This window comes from Polaromonas sp. CG_9.11 (assembly GCF_015752225.1).
Taxonomy (GTDB): Bacteria; Pseudomonadota; Gammaproteobacteria; order Burkholderiales; family Burkholderiaceae_C; genus Polaromonas.
Genome location: NZ_JADOVE010000023.1, coordinates 20,057 through 37,942 on the forward strand (window position 1 = coordinate 20,057; position 17,886 = coordinate 37,942).

A 17,886-nucleotide genomic window follows, 5' to 3' on the forward strand; every position below is an offset into this window, starting at 1 on the left:
ATGTCCTGCCTGGTCAAACAGCTATCAAATAAATAGCAAATCATGCTTTCGCCGTGATCCTGGTGCTGCAAGGGCAGCATGCATGCCGTGCCCTGCGCAATTCGACGCTTATTTCAAGGACTTCCGGGTCGCTGGACGAAGCCGGCGCAGGCTGTCGGCATCCAAAATAAGCCGGCCCTGAAGTCGTCCCTTCATCCGCTTGACGTGGTTGGTGGCCTCGGCCATGTGCTGAACCATCAGTTCGCGCACTTTGTCCACATCTTGTTCGCGCGCGGCCAAGGTGATTTGCCGGTGGATGTCGGCGTTGGCTTCACCAAACCGCCGGTGCTCGATCCTGGGTGTGCGGTTGCCGAAAACAATCAGCTGACGAATCATTTCGTTGATGAGTTCACATGTGAACCGCAGGAATGGATTGGGGTTTGCGGCGGCCAGAATGTCGTGAAAATTGACATCCTCGCGCCGCTGGCTCAGCATGTCTTCATGACTCGATATGGGATCGCAACACGCGATGCTGTGCTCCAGGGCGGAAAAATCGGCCTCGGTCAAATGCGGCACCGCGCCCGCCGCCAGTTCGGGCTCCAGCAGCCGGCGTGCGGCGTAAATGTCTTCAATGGTCACATCCTTGAAGAACAGGTAGTTCTGCAGCAACTGCAAGGTCCGGTCCAGCGTCACTTCGATGATCGTGCCTCCGCCGGCCGGGCCGGTCGAAATCTTCACCAGCCCCTGCACTTCGAGCGACTTCAGCGCCTCACGGATCGTGCCTTTGCTGACTTCAAACTGGGCCTGCAACTCGCTCTCGCGGGGAAGCCTGTCGCCAGGGCTCAGGTTCTTGTCGGTGATCAGCCGCTTGATTTCTTCAGCCACCAAATCCGAGCGTTTCAGTTGATTGATCTTGCGCTGGGGTGCCGCCGGAGTTGTCGTTGCCATGTGTATCTGGTTCAGTTCAAGAATTCAAAATTCCAATGTGCGGGCGTGTGTGAACGCCCTTCTCGCATCTCGGGTGCAGTATGCACCGCAAGGGGGCAACAACATGGTGCACCGGGTTTGCACTAGGTCTATTTATTCTATTTATACGTATAAACAGGAATTGATGCATCCGGATCTTGGAGTCCTCCCATGGCGTCAATGCCCACCATTTGACGCGTTGCCTTCCCCGCAATGAATCTTGGCACACTTCCTGCGGACAGCAGTCTATGCATAGCATTGACAGCCATCAATTTTCGCCAACACTGAACCACAGGAGTCCCTTCATGAAACGTCGTCAACTTCTACAGCTTTCCGCACTGGGCGCATTGCCAGCATCGCTTGGTCTTTCGCACTCTGCCTTTGCCCAGTCGTCCGGTCCTATCCAGTTTGCCTGTCCTGTTCCCATGTCCGGTGCTTTCGCGGCCAACGGCAAATACGCGGACCTTGGCATGAAGCTGGCCATCGAACAATACGGCACGGCCATCAAGCGACCGCTGGCCTACACCGTGCTGGACACCGAAGGGAAACCGGCGACTGCGGTGCGCCGCGTTCAGGAGGCCGCCCAGCAAAATGGCGCCCGTTTCTTTGCCGGGGGCATCCTGTCCTCCGAAGCACTGGCCATGGGCAAGGAAGCAGAAAAAGTCGGCGGCATCTTCATCACCACGGCTGGGGCCGATGAAATTACCGGGCAAGACTGCAACGATGCCACCTTCCGCTGGTCCGTTCCCACCTTCGGCGCGGTTGAGCAGACGGTGCGTCCGCTGATCGAATCCATGCCCAAGGCCAAGCGCTGGTACACCATCACACCGCAGTATGTGTTTGGCGACGGCTTGCTGTCGGCAGCCAAGAATATTTTCAAGGAAAAAGGCATCGAGCATGTGGGCAACAGCTACCACTCGCTGGCCGAGAAAGAATTCAGCGGCTACATCACCAACGCCATCGCGGCCAAGCCGGACGTGTTGCTGCTGCTGAACTTTGGCGCTCAGTGCGCCGACACCTTGCGCCAGGCGGTGAGCTTTGGGATGAACAAGAACATGACCATCCTGGTGGCCTGGGCCTCCGGCCTGGAGCAGTTTGAATCGCTGGGCGCTGACCTGTGCGAAGGCATCTATTTCGGCGCGCAGTACTGGCATACCGTGGATTCCGTGCTCAACCGTGATCTGGTAAAACGCGCCAACGACACATTCCGCGCCAACCCCAACTACAGCCTGGCGGGCTCCTACATCTGCACCAAGCTGCTCATCGACGGCATCATCAAGGCCGGTTCCGTGGATCAAAAAGCGGTGATCGCAGCGCTCGAAGGCATGAAATACCAGGGCTTGACCGGCGAAGAGGAAATTCGCAAGGCTGACCATCAGGTGCTTAAAAACTACTACCTGCTCAAAGGCAAGGCCAAAGCCAAAATGAAGAACAAGGATGATTATGTGGATGTGCTGAGTTCCGGAAAATCCTTCCTTCCGATTGACCAGACAGGCTGCAAACGGACCTGATTCTGTTTCACGGCGACCCCATGCGGCGCGTGCAGCGTTGGGTCCCGCCCCCGAGTCCCTAGCCCGCAGCGCATTCGGGCGCTGCGCAAGTGCTTCATTTTTGCCTCCCACACCGCATGAACATTTATCTGCTTCAGATCATCAACGGGGTCGGCATCGGCATGCTGTACTTCTTGTTGGCCGTTGGCTTGTCCATCGTGTTTGGCTTGTTGCGCTTTGTGAATTTTGCCCACGGCGCGTTCTACCTGCTGGGGGCGTATTTTTGCTATCAGTTCACGCGCTGGGGCTTGAGTTTCTGGTGGACGCTGCTCGTGTCGCCGCTGGCGGTCGGCGCTGTTGGCTGGCTGACCGAGAAGCTGATGCTGCGCCACGTGTACGACAAGGCCCATGAGTTTCATATCGTGGTCACGGTGGGCCTGGCGCTGGTGGTTCAGGAACTGGTCATCCTGCAATGGGGGCCGCTGGGCAACAACGTCGCCGTCCCCGACCTGCTGCAAGGCGTGGTCATGTGGGGCAGCTTCATTTATCCCAAGTACCGGTTGTTTGTCATTGCCTTCACCGCTGTTCTGGCGGTGCTGCTGTGGTTTGTGCTGGAAGGCACGCGGCTGGGGAGTGCCGTGCGCGCGGGCAGCGAGTCGACTGAAATGGTGTCGTTGCTGGGCATCAACGTGTTCCGGATCTTCAGCCTTGTTTTTGCATTGGGCGCGGCGACGGCGGCTTTGGCAGGCGTGCTGGCTGCGCCGATCCGGGGGGTCGAGCCCTTCATGGGGATTGAGGCCCTGGGTGTCGCTTTTGTGATCGTGGTGGTGGGCGGCATGGGCAGTTTCAGCGGCGCCTTGTTGGGCGGGCTGCTGATTGGCGTGGTGCAAAGCGTGATGAGCACGCTGTGGCCGGAAGGCGCACGTTTGATGATTTACATCGCCATGGCAACCGTGCTGTTGCTGCGTCCGCATGGCCTGCTCGGTCGCAAGGAATAAGCACCATGAGAAAACACACCCACCTCCTCCTGGCCTTGGCCGTCGTGCTGCTGATGCCCCTGATGATGGAATCGGGCTCGCTGGCCAGCGAAGTCCTGATCTTCGGTCTGGCGGCCATGGGGTGCAACCTGTTGCTGGGGTTCACCGGGCTGCTGTCATTCGGCCAGGGCATCTTCTTTGGCCTGGGGAGTTACACCATCGCGCTCACCCTGACACGCTGGCCGCTGCCGATGCCGCTCGCGTTGACGCTGGCCGTGGTGGCCGGGGCGCTGGGCGCGGCGGTTGTGGGATGGGTCGCCATTCGCCAAAAGGGCACTTATTTCGTGATGCTGACATTGGCCTTTGCGCAGATGTTTTACTTTGTGGCCTACACCGCGACCAGCATCACGGGCGGGGACAACGGGTTGCTGGACATTCCGCGGCCCAGCCTTGCGATTTTCGGCCACGTGCTGTGGCCGCTTACCTCGGCATGGCAGTTTTATGGTTTTGTGGCCGCAATCTTCATGGTGGCGTTCTGGTTGTTGCTCAAGGTCTCCAGGTCAACCTTCGGGCGCACGCTGCTCGCCGTGCGCGACAACGAGGAGCGGGCCGGTGCCATCGGCTACAACCTCAAACTGCTCAAACTGCAGGCTTTTGTGATCTCTGGCGCGGTGACCGGGCTGGCCGGTGCGCTGCACGCCATGATGATTGGCATCGCGCCGCTCTCCAACGCCGAATACCACACCAGCGAGATGATTCTGGTCATGACCGTCATTGGCGGCACCGGCAACCTGTTTGCTTCCGTGCTGGGATCGGCCTTTTATCTGCTGCTGGGCGATTGGCTCTCCAGCCTGTGGCCGCGCTGGCTGCTGCTGCTGGGGCTGGTGCTGATCGCCATCAGCCTGTGGATGCAGCGTGGCCTGTGGGGCCTGGGTGAAAAGCTCTGCAATTTAGTCCTCAGCAAGCGGCGTTCTGTGCGCAGCAAAGGAGAGCAGGCATGAGCACGCCCATCTTGCTGGAAGCCATCGGCGTCGAAAAATACTACGACAAATTCGCGGCACTGGGCGGTGTCAACCTCAAGGTGCGGGCGAACACCGTGCATTCGGTGATTGGTCCAAACGGCGCTGGCAAAACCACGCTGTTTCATATGCTGACGGGCACCAAGACGCTCAGCGCTGGCCGCATCCTGTTCGACGGGCATGACGTGACGAACGAACCCGATCACCGCCGGGTGCAGCGCGGCATTGCCCGCTCGTTTCAGGTTACCAGCCTGTTTCCCAGCCTGTCGGTGCGCGAAAACCTGCGCCTTGCCGCGCAGGGAACGGCACCGGCCAGGGCGCTGAATTGCTGGCACGAGCCCGAAGGCCCGCGCGCCTGCGCCGACACCGTGGCCAGCGTATTGGCCAAGTTGGGGCTGGAGAGCTTTGCCACCGTGCCGGCCGGCAATCTGTCGCACGGGCAACAACGCCGGCTGGAGGTGGGCATGGCCCTGGCCGCCCGCCCCAAGGCGATTTTTCTGGACGAGCCCACGTCCGGAATGGGAATCGATGACCTGGACGACATGAAGCGCTTTATCCAGAGCCTGCGCGACGAGCACACCGTGGTGCTGATCGAGCACAACATGAACATCGTGATGGATATTTCCGACACCGTGACCGTGATGCAGCAAGGCCGCGTGCTGGCCGAAGGGCTGCCGCATGAGATTCGCAGCGACGACCGTGTGCGTGCCGCCTACCTGGGCAACATGATCACCGGGGGCAAAGCATGATTCTCGAAGTGGAAAACGGCCACGCCCACTATGGCAAGAGCCATGTGCTGCAGGGCGTCACCTTGCAGGTCAACGACGGCGAACTGGTGACGCTGCTGGGGCGCAATGGTGCGGGCAAGACCACCACGCTCAAGTGCATCGTCGGCGTGGTGCCGCCGACCCAGGGCGCCGTGCGATTTTGCGGGCAGGCGATGACCGGCTTGGCGCCCCACGTGATTGCCCAGCGGGGGGTGTGCCTGGTGCCGGAACACCGTGGCATATTCAAACTGCTGACGGTGGAAGAAAACCTGTTGCTGGGCCAGCGCAAACGCTCGCCCTGGCAACTGGACGACGTGTACCGCATCTTTCCGCGCCTCAAGGAGCGCCGAAAAAACGGCGGCGCCCAGCTCTCCGGCGGCGAGCAACAAATGCTGGCCATCGGGCGCGCCTTGATGAACGACCCCAAGCTGCTGATGCTGGACGAGCCGGTGGAGGGGCTGGCCCCCGTGATCGTCGAAGAAATCGTGGCGCAGCTCAAGAAAATCAAGGCAGCAGGCGTGGCCATCTTGCTGGTTGAGCAGAATCTGGAAGTCTGCACCCAGCTGGCCGACCGGCATTACATCATTGAGCAGGGCGCGATCGTTTACAGCGCAGACAACGCCACCTTTCTGGCCGATGTGGCCGTCAAGGACCGCTACCTGGGTGTCGGTCTGGTTTGAGTTTCGATGGAGACACACACATGAAGATTTTGATTGCCCGGCTCAACCACGAGACCAACACCTTCTCGCCCGTGCCCACGCCGCTGGAAGCCTTTGCCCCCAGCTACGGCGAGGCGGCCTGCCGCGACAACCTGGGCATGCGCACCGCCATGGCAGCCTTCATTGATCTGGCACAAATCGCCGGCGCCACGCTGGTGACGCCGGTGTCTGCCATGGCCAACCCCAGTGGCCCGGTGCAGGCGCAGGCCTATGACGACCTCACCGAACGCATCGTGAACGCTGCGCCCGGATGCGACGCCATCTTGCTGGACCTGCATGGCGCCATGGTGGCCGAGAACAGTGCCGACGGCGAAGGCGACCTGCTGGCACGCGTGCGCGCCGCCGCGCCGGGCGTGCCCATCGGGGTGGCCCTGGACCTGCACGGCAACATCACGCAAAAAATCATCGACAACGCCGATGTGGTGGTGGGCTTCAAGACCTACCCGCATGTGGACATGTACGAAACCGGCGAGCATGCGGGCCGCCTGCTGCTGGCCATGCTGCAAGGGCAGGCGCGCTACACCGTGCGCTGGCACCAACTGCCCCTCATGAGCCACACCCTGCGCAGCACCACCCTGAATGGCGCCATGCTGCGCGCGGTGCAGTCGGCCCGTGACGCGGAATGCGAAGACGTGCCGGCGGTGACGGTGTTCGCCGGGTTTTCCCTGGCTGACATCGAGGCCCCATGCGTCAGCGTGGTGGTGACCGGCGCGGCCACGCCGCAAGGAGTGGCCGCCGCGCAAGACGTGGCCGACCGGATTGCCGAGCAGATCTGGGCCGACCGGGCGCAGTTTGTCTACGACAGTGAGCCGCTGGCGAGCTCTCTGGCACGGGCGCAGGCGCTGGCCGTGGGGGCCAGTCGGCCGGTGCTGCTGCTCGACCACAGTGACAACTGCATGTCAGGCGGCACCTGCGACACCATGGACGTGCTGCAGGCAGCGCTGTCACAGGGCCTGCAGGACATTGCCGTGGGCCCGCTCTGCGACGCCCAGGCGGTTCAGGCCCTGGTTCAGGCGGGCATTGGCGCCGAGGTCAGCATCGCGCTGGGCAACAAGGTTGCCTTGACCCAGTTGGGCATCGTCAAGCAGCCCATGCCGGTGCGCGGCACCGTGCGCGCCATCAGCGACGGCGAATACACCGTGACAGGTCCCATCTACACCGGGCAGCGCTGCTGCATGGGCCGCACCGTGCTGCTCGACATTGGCGTCGCCCGGATCGTTGTCACCGAACGCCCCCATGAACCCTGGGACCTCGGGGTGTTTCAGTGCGTCGGCGTGGACCCTGGCGCGCACCGCTTCCTGTTGCTCAAGTCACGCATGTACTGCCGGCCGGTTTTTGAGCCTCTTGCGCACGCGCTGGTCGAGTGCGACAGCCCGGGCGTCACCAGCTCGGACTACGCGCTGTTTCCATTTGCCCAGGTGAAACACCCGGTGTTTCCGCTGGATCAATTCTGACTGTCAATTTTCAGCCGATGCCAACAAGGTCACCCATGAATACCGCCACCACCATCGACAGCCTGCGCATCAATGGCGAGCGCCTCTGGGACTCGCTCATGCAACTGGCCCAAATTGGTGCCACACCCAAGGGCGGCGTCTGCCGCCTGACGCTGACCGACCTCGACAAGCAGGGCCGCGACCTGGTCATCGGCTGGGCCATCGATGCCGGCATGCGCATCACCATCGACCAGATCGGCAACGGCTTCATGCGCCGAGCCGGGCGCAACAACGCGCTGCCGCCGATCATGACCGGCAGCCACATCGACACCCAGCCGACCGGCGGCAAGTTCGACGGCAACTACGGCGTGCTGGCGGGCATCGAAGTCGTCCGCACGCTGAACGACCATGGCATCGAGACCGAAGCGCCGATTGAAGTCGCCTTCTGGACCAACGAGGAAGGCTCGCGCTTCGTGCCGGTGATGATGGGTTCGGGCGTGTTCGCCAAGGCCTTCACGCTGGCGCACGCCTACGCCGCCACCGACACCGAAGGCAAAACAGTGAAGGACGAGCTCGCGCGCATCGGCTACATCGGCGAGCAGGAGCCCGGCGACCACCCGATCGGCGCGTATTTTGAAACCCACATCGAGCAAGGCCCGGTGCTCGAAGACAACGACACCACCATCGGCGTGGTGCAGGGCGTGCTGGGCATCCGCTGGTTCGACTGCACCGTGACCGGCATGGAAGCGCACGCCGGCCCCACGCCGATGGCGCTGCGCAAGGACGCGCTGCAGGTCGCCACCCCGCTGATGCAGGACGTGGTGGCGGCAGCGCGTCGCCACCCGCCGCACGGGCGCGGCACGGTGGGCATGGTGCAGGTGTTTCCAAACAGCCGCAACGTGATTCCGGGGCGGGTGAAGTTCAGCATCGACCTGCGCAACAGCACCGATGAATTGGTCGATGAGATGGCCGACGAGGTCAAAGCCCTTGCCGCCCGTCTCAGCGCAGAGTCCGGCTTGGGCATCCAGATCGAGCAAGTGTCCAGCTACCCGGCGCAGGTGTTTCACCCGGACTGCGTCGATGCCGTGGCGCGCGCCGCCCACAAGCTGGGTTACTCGAACATGCCGGTTGTCTCCGGCGCCGGACACGACGCGGTGTACATGGCCAATCTGGCGCCGTCCGGCATGATCTTCATCCCCTGCAAGGACGGCATCAGCCACAACGAGATCGAAGACGCCAAGCCCGAACACCTCACGGCGGGGTGCAATGTGCTGCTGCATGCGATGCTGGAGCGGGCTGGGGTCGTGGGCTGAACATTCTCGTCATCGCGAGCGCAGCGGTCGCGATGATGGATTGCTAATGCAAGCAGTTATCCCAATCCCGTGTCATGAAATGACAGAAGCCGCAGGCAGCACTGCCCAGCTGCGCGAGCACAGGGAACGGATGGCGCCAGGGATTTGCGTGAAGGCATTGCAGGCGTCCACTGTTGCGCATACCCGTCGCAGCAGCGGTTGGCCAGGGGCCGGTCGCGCAGTTGCTGCCACACCTGCTCGGCCGGGTTGAGTTCGGGTGAGCCCGCAGGCAGCGGCAACAAGGAAACGTTCGGGAACTGCGGCAGTTTGGGCATGGTAGGCCATCCCATGTCGGGATTGGTATAAGGCGTTTGACCGCGAGGCAGGCCACGCCGAACTACAGGCTTTCGAAACACTTCAGCGCGTAGCCCACATGAAGCGCCGCCCCTCTGTACAGAGCGTCTTCGTCAATATTGAACTGGGGATGATGGTGCGCAAAGCAGGCACCCCGGCTTTCGTTGCGCACCCCGATGAAGGCCATCAACCCCGGGTACACCTCGAGAAAGTCACCGAAGTTTTCAGACACCATCAGCGGGGGAAACGCCATCAGGTCGCCGGCCCCGAACAGTTCCTGAACGGTCTGCTCGGCCAGCTGGCTGCAGCGCGCCTCGTTGAAAAGCATGGGCCCGCCGCGCTTGATGCTCACCTCCGCACGGGCCCGAAAGGCGTCCGCCGTGCTTTGCACCACCCGACGCAACGCCGCCTGCAGATGAACCTGATCCGCCTTGTCCGTGGTCCTGAGGGTGCCTGCCAAAACGGCCTTGTCAGGAATGACATTGCCCGCTTCGCCGCTGTGCAGCTTGCCAAACGTGAGCGCTGCCGCGTGCGTCGGATCAATTTCCCGCGCGATCAGGTGCGACACGTTCATCACGATGGCCGACGCCACTACGATCGGGTCGACCCCCCGGTGCGGCGTGGCCCCGTGGCAGCCCACCCCCTGAATGACAATTTCAAAGTTGTCGCCCGCTGCCATGCGCGGCCCGGCCTGTACGGAAAATTTTCCACTTTCAATCTCTGACCACAGATGAATGGCAAAGGCACTTTTGACCGGAAATGGCGCCAGTAGCTTGAGTATTTCCGCCGTGCCGCCGCCGCGCTCCTCGGCCTGCTGGAAACACAGTTTCACCGTTCCATTCATCGTGTCCTTGACATGCTGAAAAACCTGTGCGGCGCCCAGCAGCATGGCAACGTGGCCGTCATGGCCGCAGGCGTGCATGACACCGGGGGTTTTTGAGCAATACGGCAGATGCGCGTTGTTTTCATGGATGGGTAAGGCGTCCATGTCGGCACGCAGGGCCACCATCTGGTGCGGATTCTTGCCTTCAATGGTCGCAACAATTCCGTAGTCGCCTGCAAGCTCAAAGGGAATGCCCAGCCTGTTCAACTCGTCCTGTACCAGCGTTGAGGTGCCTTGTTCCTCGAACGAAAGTTCAGGATGGCTGTGTATCTTGCGCCGCAGCTCCACCATGTAACTCTGGTAGCGCCTCGAAATTTCCGCGACTGATTCGGTCATGCTTGATTCCTCATGGTGGGTGTATTTAAACGGCGACGCCGGCTCTGGTTTTTTTCAGCAGGGGCCACATTCCCGCCAGGCCCAAAAGCGGTCCTGGCAGCAGGATCCAGACAGCCTTGCTGCCCAACCCTTCAATGACGCTCAACAAAATGGTGATGCTGACGATGGTGATCAAAAACCCTAGGCTGTTCTGCACAGCCAGCGCACTGCCTACCGATTGCGGCGGGCAGCTTCTGGCCGAGATGGACGAGAACTGCGGAGAATCGGCCACCACAAAAAAGCCCCAGGCCAGCAGCACCACAAAGCGCAGCAGCAGCCAGTCGGGGGGCAGCAAGGGATAAGTCAAGCACAACAGGCCCGAGGCCAGCAAGGCGAACGCGGCCACATAAACACTGTCCAGCCTGATGCTGACACGCCCGCCGCAAACACAGCCGAGAAAACCCGCTGCAATGCAGAAAAAGCTGATCGCGGCAACCGACCCCGGCAGACCCCAGTGGACTTGCCCCGCATCCAGCAGCAACTGGGCAGCAAGCCAGGGCAACACGGCCCAAAATGCATACAACTCCCACATATGGCCAAAGTAGCCCAGGGCAGCGGCCCTGAAATCGGGGATTTTGAAGACGCCAAACGCCCTGCCCAATGAAGCGCCCCGGTGGCCGTCGCTCTTTTTCAGGTAAGGACCATCCCCCAGAAAATACACCAGCGCCGCCCCGGCCAACGCCAAGGCAGAAGACACCTGGATCACGGTTTGCCAGGGCAGGGTTGCGCCCAGCGCCCGCACGCCATGGGGCAGCGCGGTGCCCAGCGTCAACATGCCCACCAGCAGACCCAGCGCCGCACCGGACTTGCCGCCCACCCAACCGACGATCATCTTCATGCCCAGGGGGTAGATTCCCGCCAGGCACACGCCCACCGCAAAGCGCAGCAGCAGCCCCGACTCGAAACCAACCCAGCCCCCTGAAAACGCTGCATTGACAAGGGCGCCTGACACGCAGGCCATCGCAAAAATCCGACTGGTTGAATACCGGTCTGCCCAGCCAGAGTAAGCCAGCCACAGCGTACCTGCAATGAAGCCTGACTGGGTTGCCGCAATCAGCCAGGCAAACTGGGCAGGCCCGATATGCCAGGCCGCCATCAGGTCATCGGCGGCACTGTTTGGACTGAACCACAGCGACGTGCCCAGCCACTGGGCCGACACGATCAACGCAACGGCCCACCGCCGCTGGTTCATGAACAGTGCGTCAGCGCCGAGCTCAGGTCGTCGATCAGGTCGTCGGCGTTTTCAAGTCCGACAGACACCCGCAGCAAGCCTTGTGGCGTCTTGCTTTCAGGGCCCTCGATCGATGCGCGGTGTTCAATCAGGCTTTCGACGCCGCCCAGGCTGGTGGCGCGGGTGAAAATTTCCACATGCGCGGCCAGTGCCATTGCCGAGTCCTTGCCGCCCTTGACCTCGAACGACAGCATGCCGCCAAAGCCGGACATCTGCTTGCTGGCAATGGCATGAAAAGCGTTGTCCGGCAAGCCGGGGTAATGCACCACACTGACTTTTTCATGCTGCTGCAAAAATTCAGCGACCTTTTGTGCATTGGCACAATGCGCCTGCATGCGGTACGGCAGGGTTGGCAGGCTACGCATGACCAGCCAGCAGTCGAACGGCGAAGGCACCGCGCCGCCAAAGAGCTGCGCGGTTCGTAACTGGGCAAAATGCTCGTCGTCCAGCCGCGACACGACGGCCCCGCCCAGCACGTCGCTGCGCCCGCCCAGGTACTTGGTGGTGGCATGCATCACCATGTCGCAACCCAGCGCCAGCGGCTGCTGAAGCACCGGGCTGGCAAACGTGTTGTCGGCAATGGCGCGCGCGCCATGCTGGCGGGCTATCTCTGCAATGGCAGTGATGTCAACGCATTGCAGCAGCGGATTTGACGGCGTTTCAATCCAGATGATTTTGGTCTGCGGCGTCAAGGCCTGGCGCACGCTGTCCAGATTCGTCATGTCGACAAACGAAGCGGTGACGCCCCATTTGGCGAAAAGATGCTTCAGGACATTGGCCGTGCCGTGGTAAATGTCGACCGGTGCAATGACATGGTCGCCCGGCATCAAACCCTGAAAAATCGCGGTCACGGCCGCCAGACCGGAGCCGAAGGCGGCACTTGCAGCGCCGCCTTCAAGCGCGGCGAGCGCGGCTTCCAGCCCATTGCGGTTCGGGTTGTGATTGCGCGAATAAAGAAAGCCACGCGAATAACCCCCGTCCGCATCGCGCTCGAAAGTGGTTGAAAGGTGGATGGCTTCGGTGACGGCGCCGGTGCCGACATCGACAGCGTGTCCGGCATGCACCGCCAGGGTTTCGATTTTGTATTGTTTTCCGGGTTTCATGGATTTTTCAGAGCGTAGGGATTAAATGGAGCAGACAGACAAAAGGGGCAAGGGATTCAGAAAGCCGGGACGATATTGCCCTTGAATCGCTCAAGAATGAACTTCTTCGACTCCGGGGACTGCAATGCCGCCATCAGCTTTTTCATGGCGGGGCTGTCCTTGTTGTCGGCCCTGGCCGCGAGCAGGTTGACGTAGCTGGACTGTCCGCTTTCAAGGATCAGCGCATCCTTGCTCGGGCTGAGCTTGGCTTCCAGCGCAAAGGTGGTGTTGATGATGGCCAGATCGACTTCGCCGAGCACGCGCGGCAGCATGGGGGCTTCAAGCTGCTTGATCTTGATGTTTTTCAGGTTCTGCGCAATGTCTTTTTCGGTGGACATGTTGTTTTTGGGATCGGTCAGCTTGATGACCTTGGCCTGGTCGAGCAATTGCAGGGCGCGGCCGCCATTCACGGCATCGTTCGGTATGGCCACCACCGCGCCGTCCTTCAGTTCCGAGATGTTGGTGATTTTTTTCGAGTAAGCGCCAAAGGGGGCAATCAAGACATCGGCCACCGCCTGGATGGACGCGCCGCGGCTGCGGTTGAATTCATCCATGTAGGGCTTGTGCTGGAAGAAATTGGCATCGATGCGTTTCTCGACCAGCTGGACATTAGGCTGAACATAATCGGTGTAGACCTTGATGTCCAGGTCCACCCCCTGCTGCAAAAGCATGGGCTTGAGGTGTTCGAGCAACTCGGCATGCGGCGTCGGGCTTGCGCCAATCACCAGCTTGTCGGCGGCATGCGCCAGCAGCGAAGTGCCCAATACGAGCGCCATCAATAACTTCTTCATAGATTTTCCTTGCGTTAAAAAAACCAAATTTCAGCGACTGAAATGCGTGACCAGCCGGTCCCCGGCCCATTGCAGCATCTGGACCAGAATCAGCAGCAAGATGATGGTGATGAACATCACATTCAGCTGAAAGCGCTGGTAGCCATAACGAATGGCCAGGTCGCCCAGGCCGCCACCGCCGACCACACCGGACAAGGCGGTGTAAGACACCAGCGCAATGGCAGTGACCGTGGCCGCCGCAATGATGCCTGGCAAGGCTTCGGGCAGCAGCGCTCCGGTCACAATCTGCCGCACGCTGGCACCCATCGCCATGGAGGCTTCAATAATGCCGTGATCGACCTCACGCAGCGCGGTTTCCACCAGACGTGCAAAAAATGGCGTCCCGCCGACGACCAGCGGCGGAATGGCACCGGCCACACCGAGCGATGTGCCCGTCAGCAAAACGGTCACCGGAATCATGGCAATCAGCAATATGACAAAGGGCAGGGACCGCAGGATATTCACGCCAAAAGAAACTGACGCGTAGGTTCGCGGCGACGCCAGCAGTTTTTTGGGACTCGTCAGGAAAAGCAGGATGCCGAGCGGCAAACCCAGCAAAAGCGTCAGCGACAGCGCGCCGCCCAGCATCAGCAGCGTGTCGACCGACGCCCAGCCGATGTCGTCCCAGGCCACACCGCCCGACATCAGGCTTTGAAAAAATTCATTCATCAAAAGCTCTCCTCGACAACCACACCGGCCTCGGCGAGTTGTTTGATAGCCGCCAATGCGTTCTCGGTGTCACCCTTGAAAGCGACGGTCAGTTGCCCGCAGGGCGTTGACTTGATTTTTCCAAAACGGCCATTGAGGATCAGAAAATCAACCTCGCATTGCCTGGCAATGCGGGTAAAAACCGGTTGCGTCATGGATTCGTTCATGAAGGTAAGGCGCCGCACCATGCCCTCACCGGTCTGGTTGAGGCCTTCGCTGAATTCGTCTTCAGAGAAGTCTTCTGCCTCCATGACAAAGTTGCGGGTCGTCGGATGCCGGGGATGCAAAAACACCTGCGTCACCGGCCCGCTTTCCACGATCTTGCCGCCATCAATCACGGCGACGCGGTCGCAAATCGTGCGGATGACATCCATCTCGTGCGTGATCAGGACAATCGTCAGGTTCAGTTTTTCATTGATTTCCCGCAGCAGTTGCAGGATGGACCGGGTGGTCTGCGGATCGAGCGCACTGGTGGCCTCGTCGCACAACAAGATTTTTGGCCGGTTGGCCAGAGCGCGGGCAATGCCCACGCGCTGCTTTTCGCCGCCTGACAGTTGCTTGGGATATTTGTGCTTGTGCCGGCTCAACCCCACCAGGTCAAGCATCTCGTCAACCCGCGCATCAATTTTTGCAGTGTCCCGTTCGCCGGCAATGCGGATGGGAAATGCGACATTTTCAGCCACCGTCTTGGAGCTCAGCAGGTTGAAATGCTGAAAGATCATGCCGATATTTCTTCTGAAGTTCCGCAGCGCCAGGTTGTCGTAGGCCAGTATGGCCTCGCCGTCGACGATGATCTCGCCCCCGGACGGCCGCTCCAGCAGATTGATCAGCCTGACCAGGGTGGACTTGCCCGCCCCCGAATGGCCAATCACGCCAAATATCTCTCCCTTCACGATGGACAGGTCAATTCCGCTCAGGGCCGGAATCTGCTTGTCCTTGACCACGTAACTCTTGTGCACATTTTTCAGCTGAATCACATTTTTATCCTATTCAATCGGCCGCAAGAATTCTTCGTGATGCACTCACGGACTGGCCTGAAGCGCGCGCCATGCCGCGCGTTCAATGCTGGCCGCGTCCACCGAGAAATACCGGCGCAGCGCCGCCCGGGTGTCGCTGCGGCCAAAGCCGTCGGTGCCCAGTGTGGTGTAAGCACGGCCCGGCGGCAGGTAAGCCCGGATGCTTTCAGGCACGGCGCGCACGTAGTCGGTTGCCGCCACGATTGGCCCCTCGGTTTGCAGAAGCTTCGCTGTGACAAACGCTGCGCCCGCATCAGTATCGCAGGCGGCACTGGTCTCGCCTGGCGAGCTGGCCTGGGCCTGGCGTGCCAGCTCGCTCCAGCTGGTCACGCTGATCACCTCGGCGTCAACGCCTTGCGCTGCCAGCAGATGGGCCGCCTTGATCACCTCGGTGAGAATCGCCCCTGACCCCATCAGCGTGACCTTCAGGGCAGCGCTGCCCGGTTCGCGCGCCCCGGCGGCCGCCGGATAGTGGCCGAACCGGTAGCAGCCCGAAATCACATCAGCGTGCACATTGGGCGGCAAATTGGGCTGGGCATAGTTCTCGTTCATCAGCGTCAGGTAATAAAACACGTCCTGCTGCTCGACCAGCATTTCATGCATGCCGTGCTGGAGGATCACGGCCAGTTCACCGGCAAAGGCCGGGTCGTAGGCCTTGCAGTTCGGAATGGTCGCGGCGATCAGGTGGCTGCTGCCGTCCTGGTGCTGCAGCCCTTCCCCGCTCAGGGTGGTGCGCCCCGAGGTCGCGCCCAGCAGGAAACCCCGGGCACGCTGGTCGGCAGCGGCCCAGATCTGGTCGCCCACCCGCTGGAACCCGAACATGGAGTAGTAGATATAAAACGGCAGCATGGCAAGGCCATGCACGCTGTAGCTGGTGGCCGCCGCCGTCCAGCTGGCCATGGCGCCGGCCTCGCTGATGCCTTCTTCCAAAATCTGGCCGTCGATGGCTTCGCGGTAACTCAGGACCGAGCCAATGTCTTCAGGCGCATAGCGCTGGCCAAGGCTGGAATAGATACCCACCTGTTTGAAAAGATTGGCCATGCCGAACGTGCGCGCTTCGTCGGCCACGATGGGCACGATGCGCGGACCCAGCTTGGCATCTTTCAGCAATCCGCCCAGCATGCGGACAAAAGCCATGGTCGTGCTCATCTCCTTGCCTTCGGGCTGCAGTGCAAAGGCGGCATAGCGCGCCAGCTCTGGCACCGGCAGGGTTGCGCATGCGGTGTCACGGCGCGGCAGGTAGCCGCCCAAAGCCTGGCGGCGCGCATGGAGGTACTGGATTTCAGGGCTGTCCGCTGCGGGCTTGAAAAACGCCAGGGACGTGGCCTGCGCGTCGCTCAGCGGCAGGTTGAAGCGGTTTCTGAATTCGATCAGCTCTTTTTCGTCGAGTTTTTTCTGGCTGTGGGTGGTCATCTTGCCCTGCCCGGCCTTGCCCATGCCGTAGCCTTTTTTGGTGTGCGCCAGAATGACCGTCGGTTGACCCTGGTGCGCGGCGGCGGCGGCATAGGCCGCATGAATCTTCACCAGGTCATGCCCGCCGCGCTTGAGGCGGTCTATCTGCTCGTCGGTCATGCCCTGCGCCAAGCGGGCCAGTTCTTCGTTCTGGCCAAAAAAGGTTTCCCGGTTGTAGCGTCCGTCCTTGGCGGCAAACGTCTGCATCTGGCCATCGACAGTGCCGGCAAATGCGCGGGCCAGCGCACCGCTCGTGTCACGGGCGAAAAGTCCGTCCCAGTCGCTGCCCCAAATCAGCTTGATGACGTTCCAGCCGGCACCGGAAAACAACTTTTCCAGCTCGTCAATGATGCGGCCATTGCCGCGCACCGGCCCGTCCAGCCGCTGCAGGTTGCAATTGACGACCCAGACCAGGTTGTCCAGCCCCTCGCGGGCCGCCAGTGTCAGCGCGCTCATGCTTTCAGGCTCGTCCATTTCACCGTCGCCGAAAACGCCCCACACCTTGCGATTCGCGCAGTCCAGCAGTTGCCGGTGGGTCAGGTAGCGCATGAAACGGGCGTGGTAGATCGAACTGATCGGGCCGATGCCCATGGAGCCGGTCGGGAACTGCCAGAAATCGGGCATCAGGTAGGGGTGCGGATAGCTGCACAGGCCGCGCGCGCCCGTTCCGCCCAGCGCGGCAGGGCTGGTCAGCTCCTGACGGTAGTAGCCCAGGTCGGCCTCGCTCAAGCGGCCTTCGAGGTAGGCCCGCGCGTACACGCCTGGGGCGCTGTGCGGCTGGAAGAACACCAGATCGCCCAGATGCCCGCCTTCCGGGCTCTGGTCACGGGCATGAAAAAAGTGGTTGAAGCCGACCTCGAACAGATCAGCGGCACTGGCATAGCTGGCAATGTGACCGCCGAGGTCTCCGTAGGCCTGGTTGGCCCGCGCCACCATCGCCAGGGCGTTCCAGCGCATCAGCGAGGCGAGCCGCTCCTCAATGGCCAGGTCGCCCGCAAACGGCGGCTGCTGGTCCACCGCAATGGTGTTCACGTAAGGCGTGCACAGCTCGGGCTGCCAGCCGATGCGGGCGGTGCGCGCCTGGCGCGCCAGGGTGTCGAGCACAAAGCGGGCGCGTTCCGGTCCCTGCGTGGCCAGCAGGGCCGCCAGGGCGTCCTGCCACTCGCCGGTTTCCCCGGGATCGGTATCGAGCGGGTCATTCATCTGCGCAAAGTCCATGGAGTGGAAACAAACAAGTCATCTGAACGAATTTA

Annotated in this window: 15 protein-coding genes; 7 read left to right on the forward strand and 8 right to left on the reverse strand. The window is 61.4% G+C overall.

Going from position 1 to position 17,886, the window contains the following annotated elements; all coding sequences use genetic code 11:
• Positions 1-108: 108 nt before the first annotated feature.
• Positions 109-927 carry a FadR/GntR family transcriptional regulator gene (locus IWX85_RS17015; protein ID WP_036807755.1) on the reverse strand — a complete coding sequence of 273 codons (819 nt, stop codon included), beginning with the start codon at positions 925-927 and terminating at the stop codon, positions 109-111.
• Positions 928-1,250: 323 nt separating this feature from the next.
• Here IWX85_RS17015 and IWX85_RS17020 point away from each other — a divergent pair, with 323 nt between their 5' ends.
• The 7 genes from IWX85_RS17020 to IWX85_RS17050 all read left to right on the forward strand — a co-directional run bounded on the left by IWX85_RS17020 (position 1,251) and on the right by IWX85_RS17050 (position 8,663).
• Positions 1,251-2,456 (forward strand): ABC transporter substrate-binding protein, encoded by a 1,206-nt coding sequence (locus IWX85_RS17020; protein WP_036807753.1) that lies wholly within the window; start codon positions 1,251-1,253, stop codon positions 2,454-2,456.
• A 116-nt stretch (positions 2,457-2,572) separates the two neighbouring features.
• The gene (locus IWX85_RS17025; RefSeq protein WP_036807750.1) at positions 2,573-3,433 is read left to right on the forward strand and encodes a branched-chain amino acid ABC transporter permease; all 861 of its coding nucleotides are present in this window, start codon (positions 2,573-2,575) and stop codon (positions 3,431-3,433) included.
• A gap of 5 nt (positions 3,434-3,438) precedes the next feature.
• Entirely contained in the window at positions 3,439-4,413 is a 975-nt protein-coding gene (locus tag IWX85_RS17030) for a branched-chain amino acid ABC transporter permease (protein ID WP_036807748.1), read from the forward strand.
• Complete coding sequence (locus IWX85_RS17035) at positions 4,410-5,180, forward strand: ABC transporter ATP-binding protein (RefSeq protein WP_036807745.1); 771 nt, start codon at positions 4,410-4,412, stop codon at positions 5,178-5,180. The genes IWX85_RS17030 and IWX85_RS17035 overlap by 4 nt, the downstream gene beginning before the upstream one ends.
• A complete protein-coding gene (locus IWX85_RS17040) occupies positions 5,177-5,878 on the forward strand; it encodes an ABC transporter ATP-binding protein (protein ID WP_036807742.1) in 702 nt (233 codons plus the stop codon). The genes IWX85_RS17035 and IWX85_RS17040 overlap by 4 nt, the downstream gene beginning before the upstream one ends.
• A 20-nt stretch (positions 5,879-5,898) precedes the next feature.
• Positions 5,899-7,371, forward strand: coding sequence for a M81 family metallopeptidase (locus tag IWX85_RS17045; protein WP_196870514.1), 1,473 nt, complete (start codon positions 5,899-5,901; stop codon positions 7,369-7,371).
• A gap of 35 nt (positions 7,372-7,406) precedes the next feature.
• Positions 7,407-8,663 carry a Zn-dependent hydrolase gene (locus IWX85_RS17050; RefSeq protein ID WP_036807736.1) on the forward strand — a complete coding sequence of 419 codons (1,257 nt, stop codon included), beginning with the start codon at positions 7,407-7,409 and terminating at the stop codon, positions 8,661-8,663.
• A gap of 376 nt (positions 8,664-9,039) precedes the next feature.
• On the opposite strand, the gene IWX85_RS17055 is transcribed toward IWX85_RS17050, so the two are convergent.
• Genes IWX85_RS17055 through mdeB form a run of 7 tightly spaced genes read right to left on the reverse strand, consistent with a single transcriptional unit; the run spans position 9,040 to position 17,851 of the window.
• Positions 9,040-10,215, reverse strand: a complete 1,176-nt coding sequence (locus IWX85_RS17055) for a M20 family metallopeptidase (protein WP_196870515.1) — start codon at positions 10,213-10,215, stop codon at positions 9,040-9,042.
• A gap of 25 nt (positions 10,216-10,240) precedes the next feature.
• Positions 10,241-11,446 carry an MFS transporter gene (locus tag IWX85_RS17060; RefSeq protein ID WP_196870516.1) on the reverse strand — a complete coding sequence of 402 codons (1,206 nt, stop codon included), beginning with the start codon at positions 11,444-11,446 and terminating at the stop codon, positions 10,241-10,243.
• Complete coding sequence (locus IWX85_RS17065) at positions 11,443-12,588, reverse strand: PLP-dependent aspartate aminotransferase family protein (protein WP_196870517.1); 1,146 nt, start codon at positions 12,586-12,588, stop codon at positions 11,443-11,445. The genes IWX85_RS17060 and IWX85_RS17065 overlap by 4 nt, the downstream gene beginning before the upstream one ends.
• Before the next feature lie 56 nt (positions 12,589-12,644).
• Positions 12,645-13,418, reverse strand: coding sequence for a MetQ/NlpA family ABC transporter substrate-binding protein (locus IWX85_RS17070; RefSeq protein WP_196870518.1), 774 nt, complete (start codon positions 13,416-13,418; stop codon positions 12,645-12,647).
• A gap of 30 nt (positions 13,419-13,448) precedes the next feature.
• Positions 13,449-14,126, reverse strand: coding sequence for a methionine ABC transporter permease (locus IWX85_RS17075; RefSeq protein ID WP_231379895.1), 678 nt, complete (start codon positions 14,124-14,126; stop codon positions 13,449-13,451).
• Positions 14,126-15,142: a methionine ABC transporter ATP-binding protein gene (locus IWX85_RS17080; RefSeq protein ID WP_196870519.1), complete on the reverse strand. Its 1,017-nt coding sequence runs from the start codon at positions 15,140-15,142 to the stop codon at positions 14,126-14,128. Before IWX85_RS17080 ends, IWX85_RS17075 begins: the two co-directional genes overlap by 1 nt.
• Before the next feature lie 45 nt (positions 15,143-15,187).
• Positions 15,188-17,851, reverse strand: a complete 2,664-nt coding sequence (gene mdeB, locus IWX85_RS17085; RefSeq protein WP_231379897.1) for an alpha-ketoglutarate dehydrogenase — start codon at positions 17,849-17,851, stop codon at positions 15,188-15,190.
• Positions 17,852-17,886: the final 35 nt, after the last annotated feature.

Coding starts and splice junctions, on each gene's coding strand:
- IWX85_RS17015 (WP_036807755.1), bottom strand. CDS start 927: ATGGCAACGACAACTCCGGCGGCACCCCAGCGCAAGATCAATCAACTG.
- IWX85_RS17020 (WP_036807753.1), top strand. CDS start 1,251: ATGAAACGTCGTCAACTTCTACAGCTTTCCGCACTGGGCGCATTGCCA.
- IWX85_RS17025 (WP_036807750.1), top strand. CDS start 2,573: ATGAACATTTATCTGCTTCAGATCATCAACGGGGTCGGCATCGGCATG.
- IWX85_RS17030 (WP_036807748.1), top strand. CDS start 3,439: ATGAGAAAACACACCCACCTCCTCCTGGCCTTGGCCGTCGTGCTGCTG.
- IWX85_RS17035 (WP_036807745.1), top strand. CDS start 4,410: ATGAGCACGCCCATCTTGCTGGAAGCCATCGGCGTCGAAAAATACTAC.
- IWX85_RS17040 (WP_036807742.1), top strand. CDS start 5,177: ATGATTCTCGAAGTGGAAAACGGCCACGCCCACTATGGCAAGAGCCAT.
- IWX85_RS17045 (WP_196870514.1), top strand. CDS start 5,899: ATGAAGATTTTGATTGCCCGGCTCAACCACGAGACCAACACCTTCTCG.
- IWX85_RS17050 (WP_036807736.1), top strand. CDS start 7,407: ATGAATACCGCCACCACCATCGACAGCCTGCGCATCAATGGCGAGCGC.
- IWX85_RS17055 (WP_196870515.1), bottom strand. CDS start 10,215: ATGACCGAATCAGTCGCGGAAATTTCGAGGCGCTACCAGAGTTACATG.
- IWX85_RS17060 (WP_196870516.1), bottom strand. CDS start 11,446: ATGAACCAGCGGCGGTGGGCCGTTGCGTTGATCGTGTCGGCCCAGTGG.
- IWX85_RS17065 (WP_196870517.1), bottom strand. CDS start 12,588: ATGAAACCCGGAAAACAATACAAAATCGAAACCCTGGCGGTGCATGCC.
- IWX85_RS17070 (WP_196870518.1), bottom strand. CDS start 13,418: ATGAAGAAGTTATTGATGGCGCTCGTATTGGGCACTTCGCTGCTGGCG.
- IWX85_RS17075 (WP_231379895.1), bottom strand. CDS start 14,126: ATGAATGAATTTTTTCAAAGCCTGATGTCGGGCGGTGTGGCCTGGGAC.
- mdeB (WP_231379897.1), bottom strand. CDS start 17,851: ATGGACTTTGCGCAGATGAATGACCCGCTCGATACCGATCCCGGGGAA.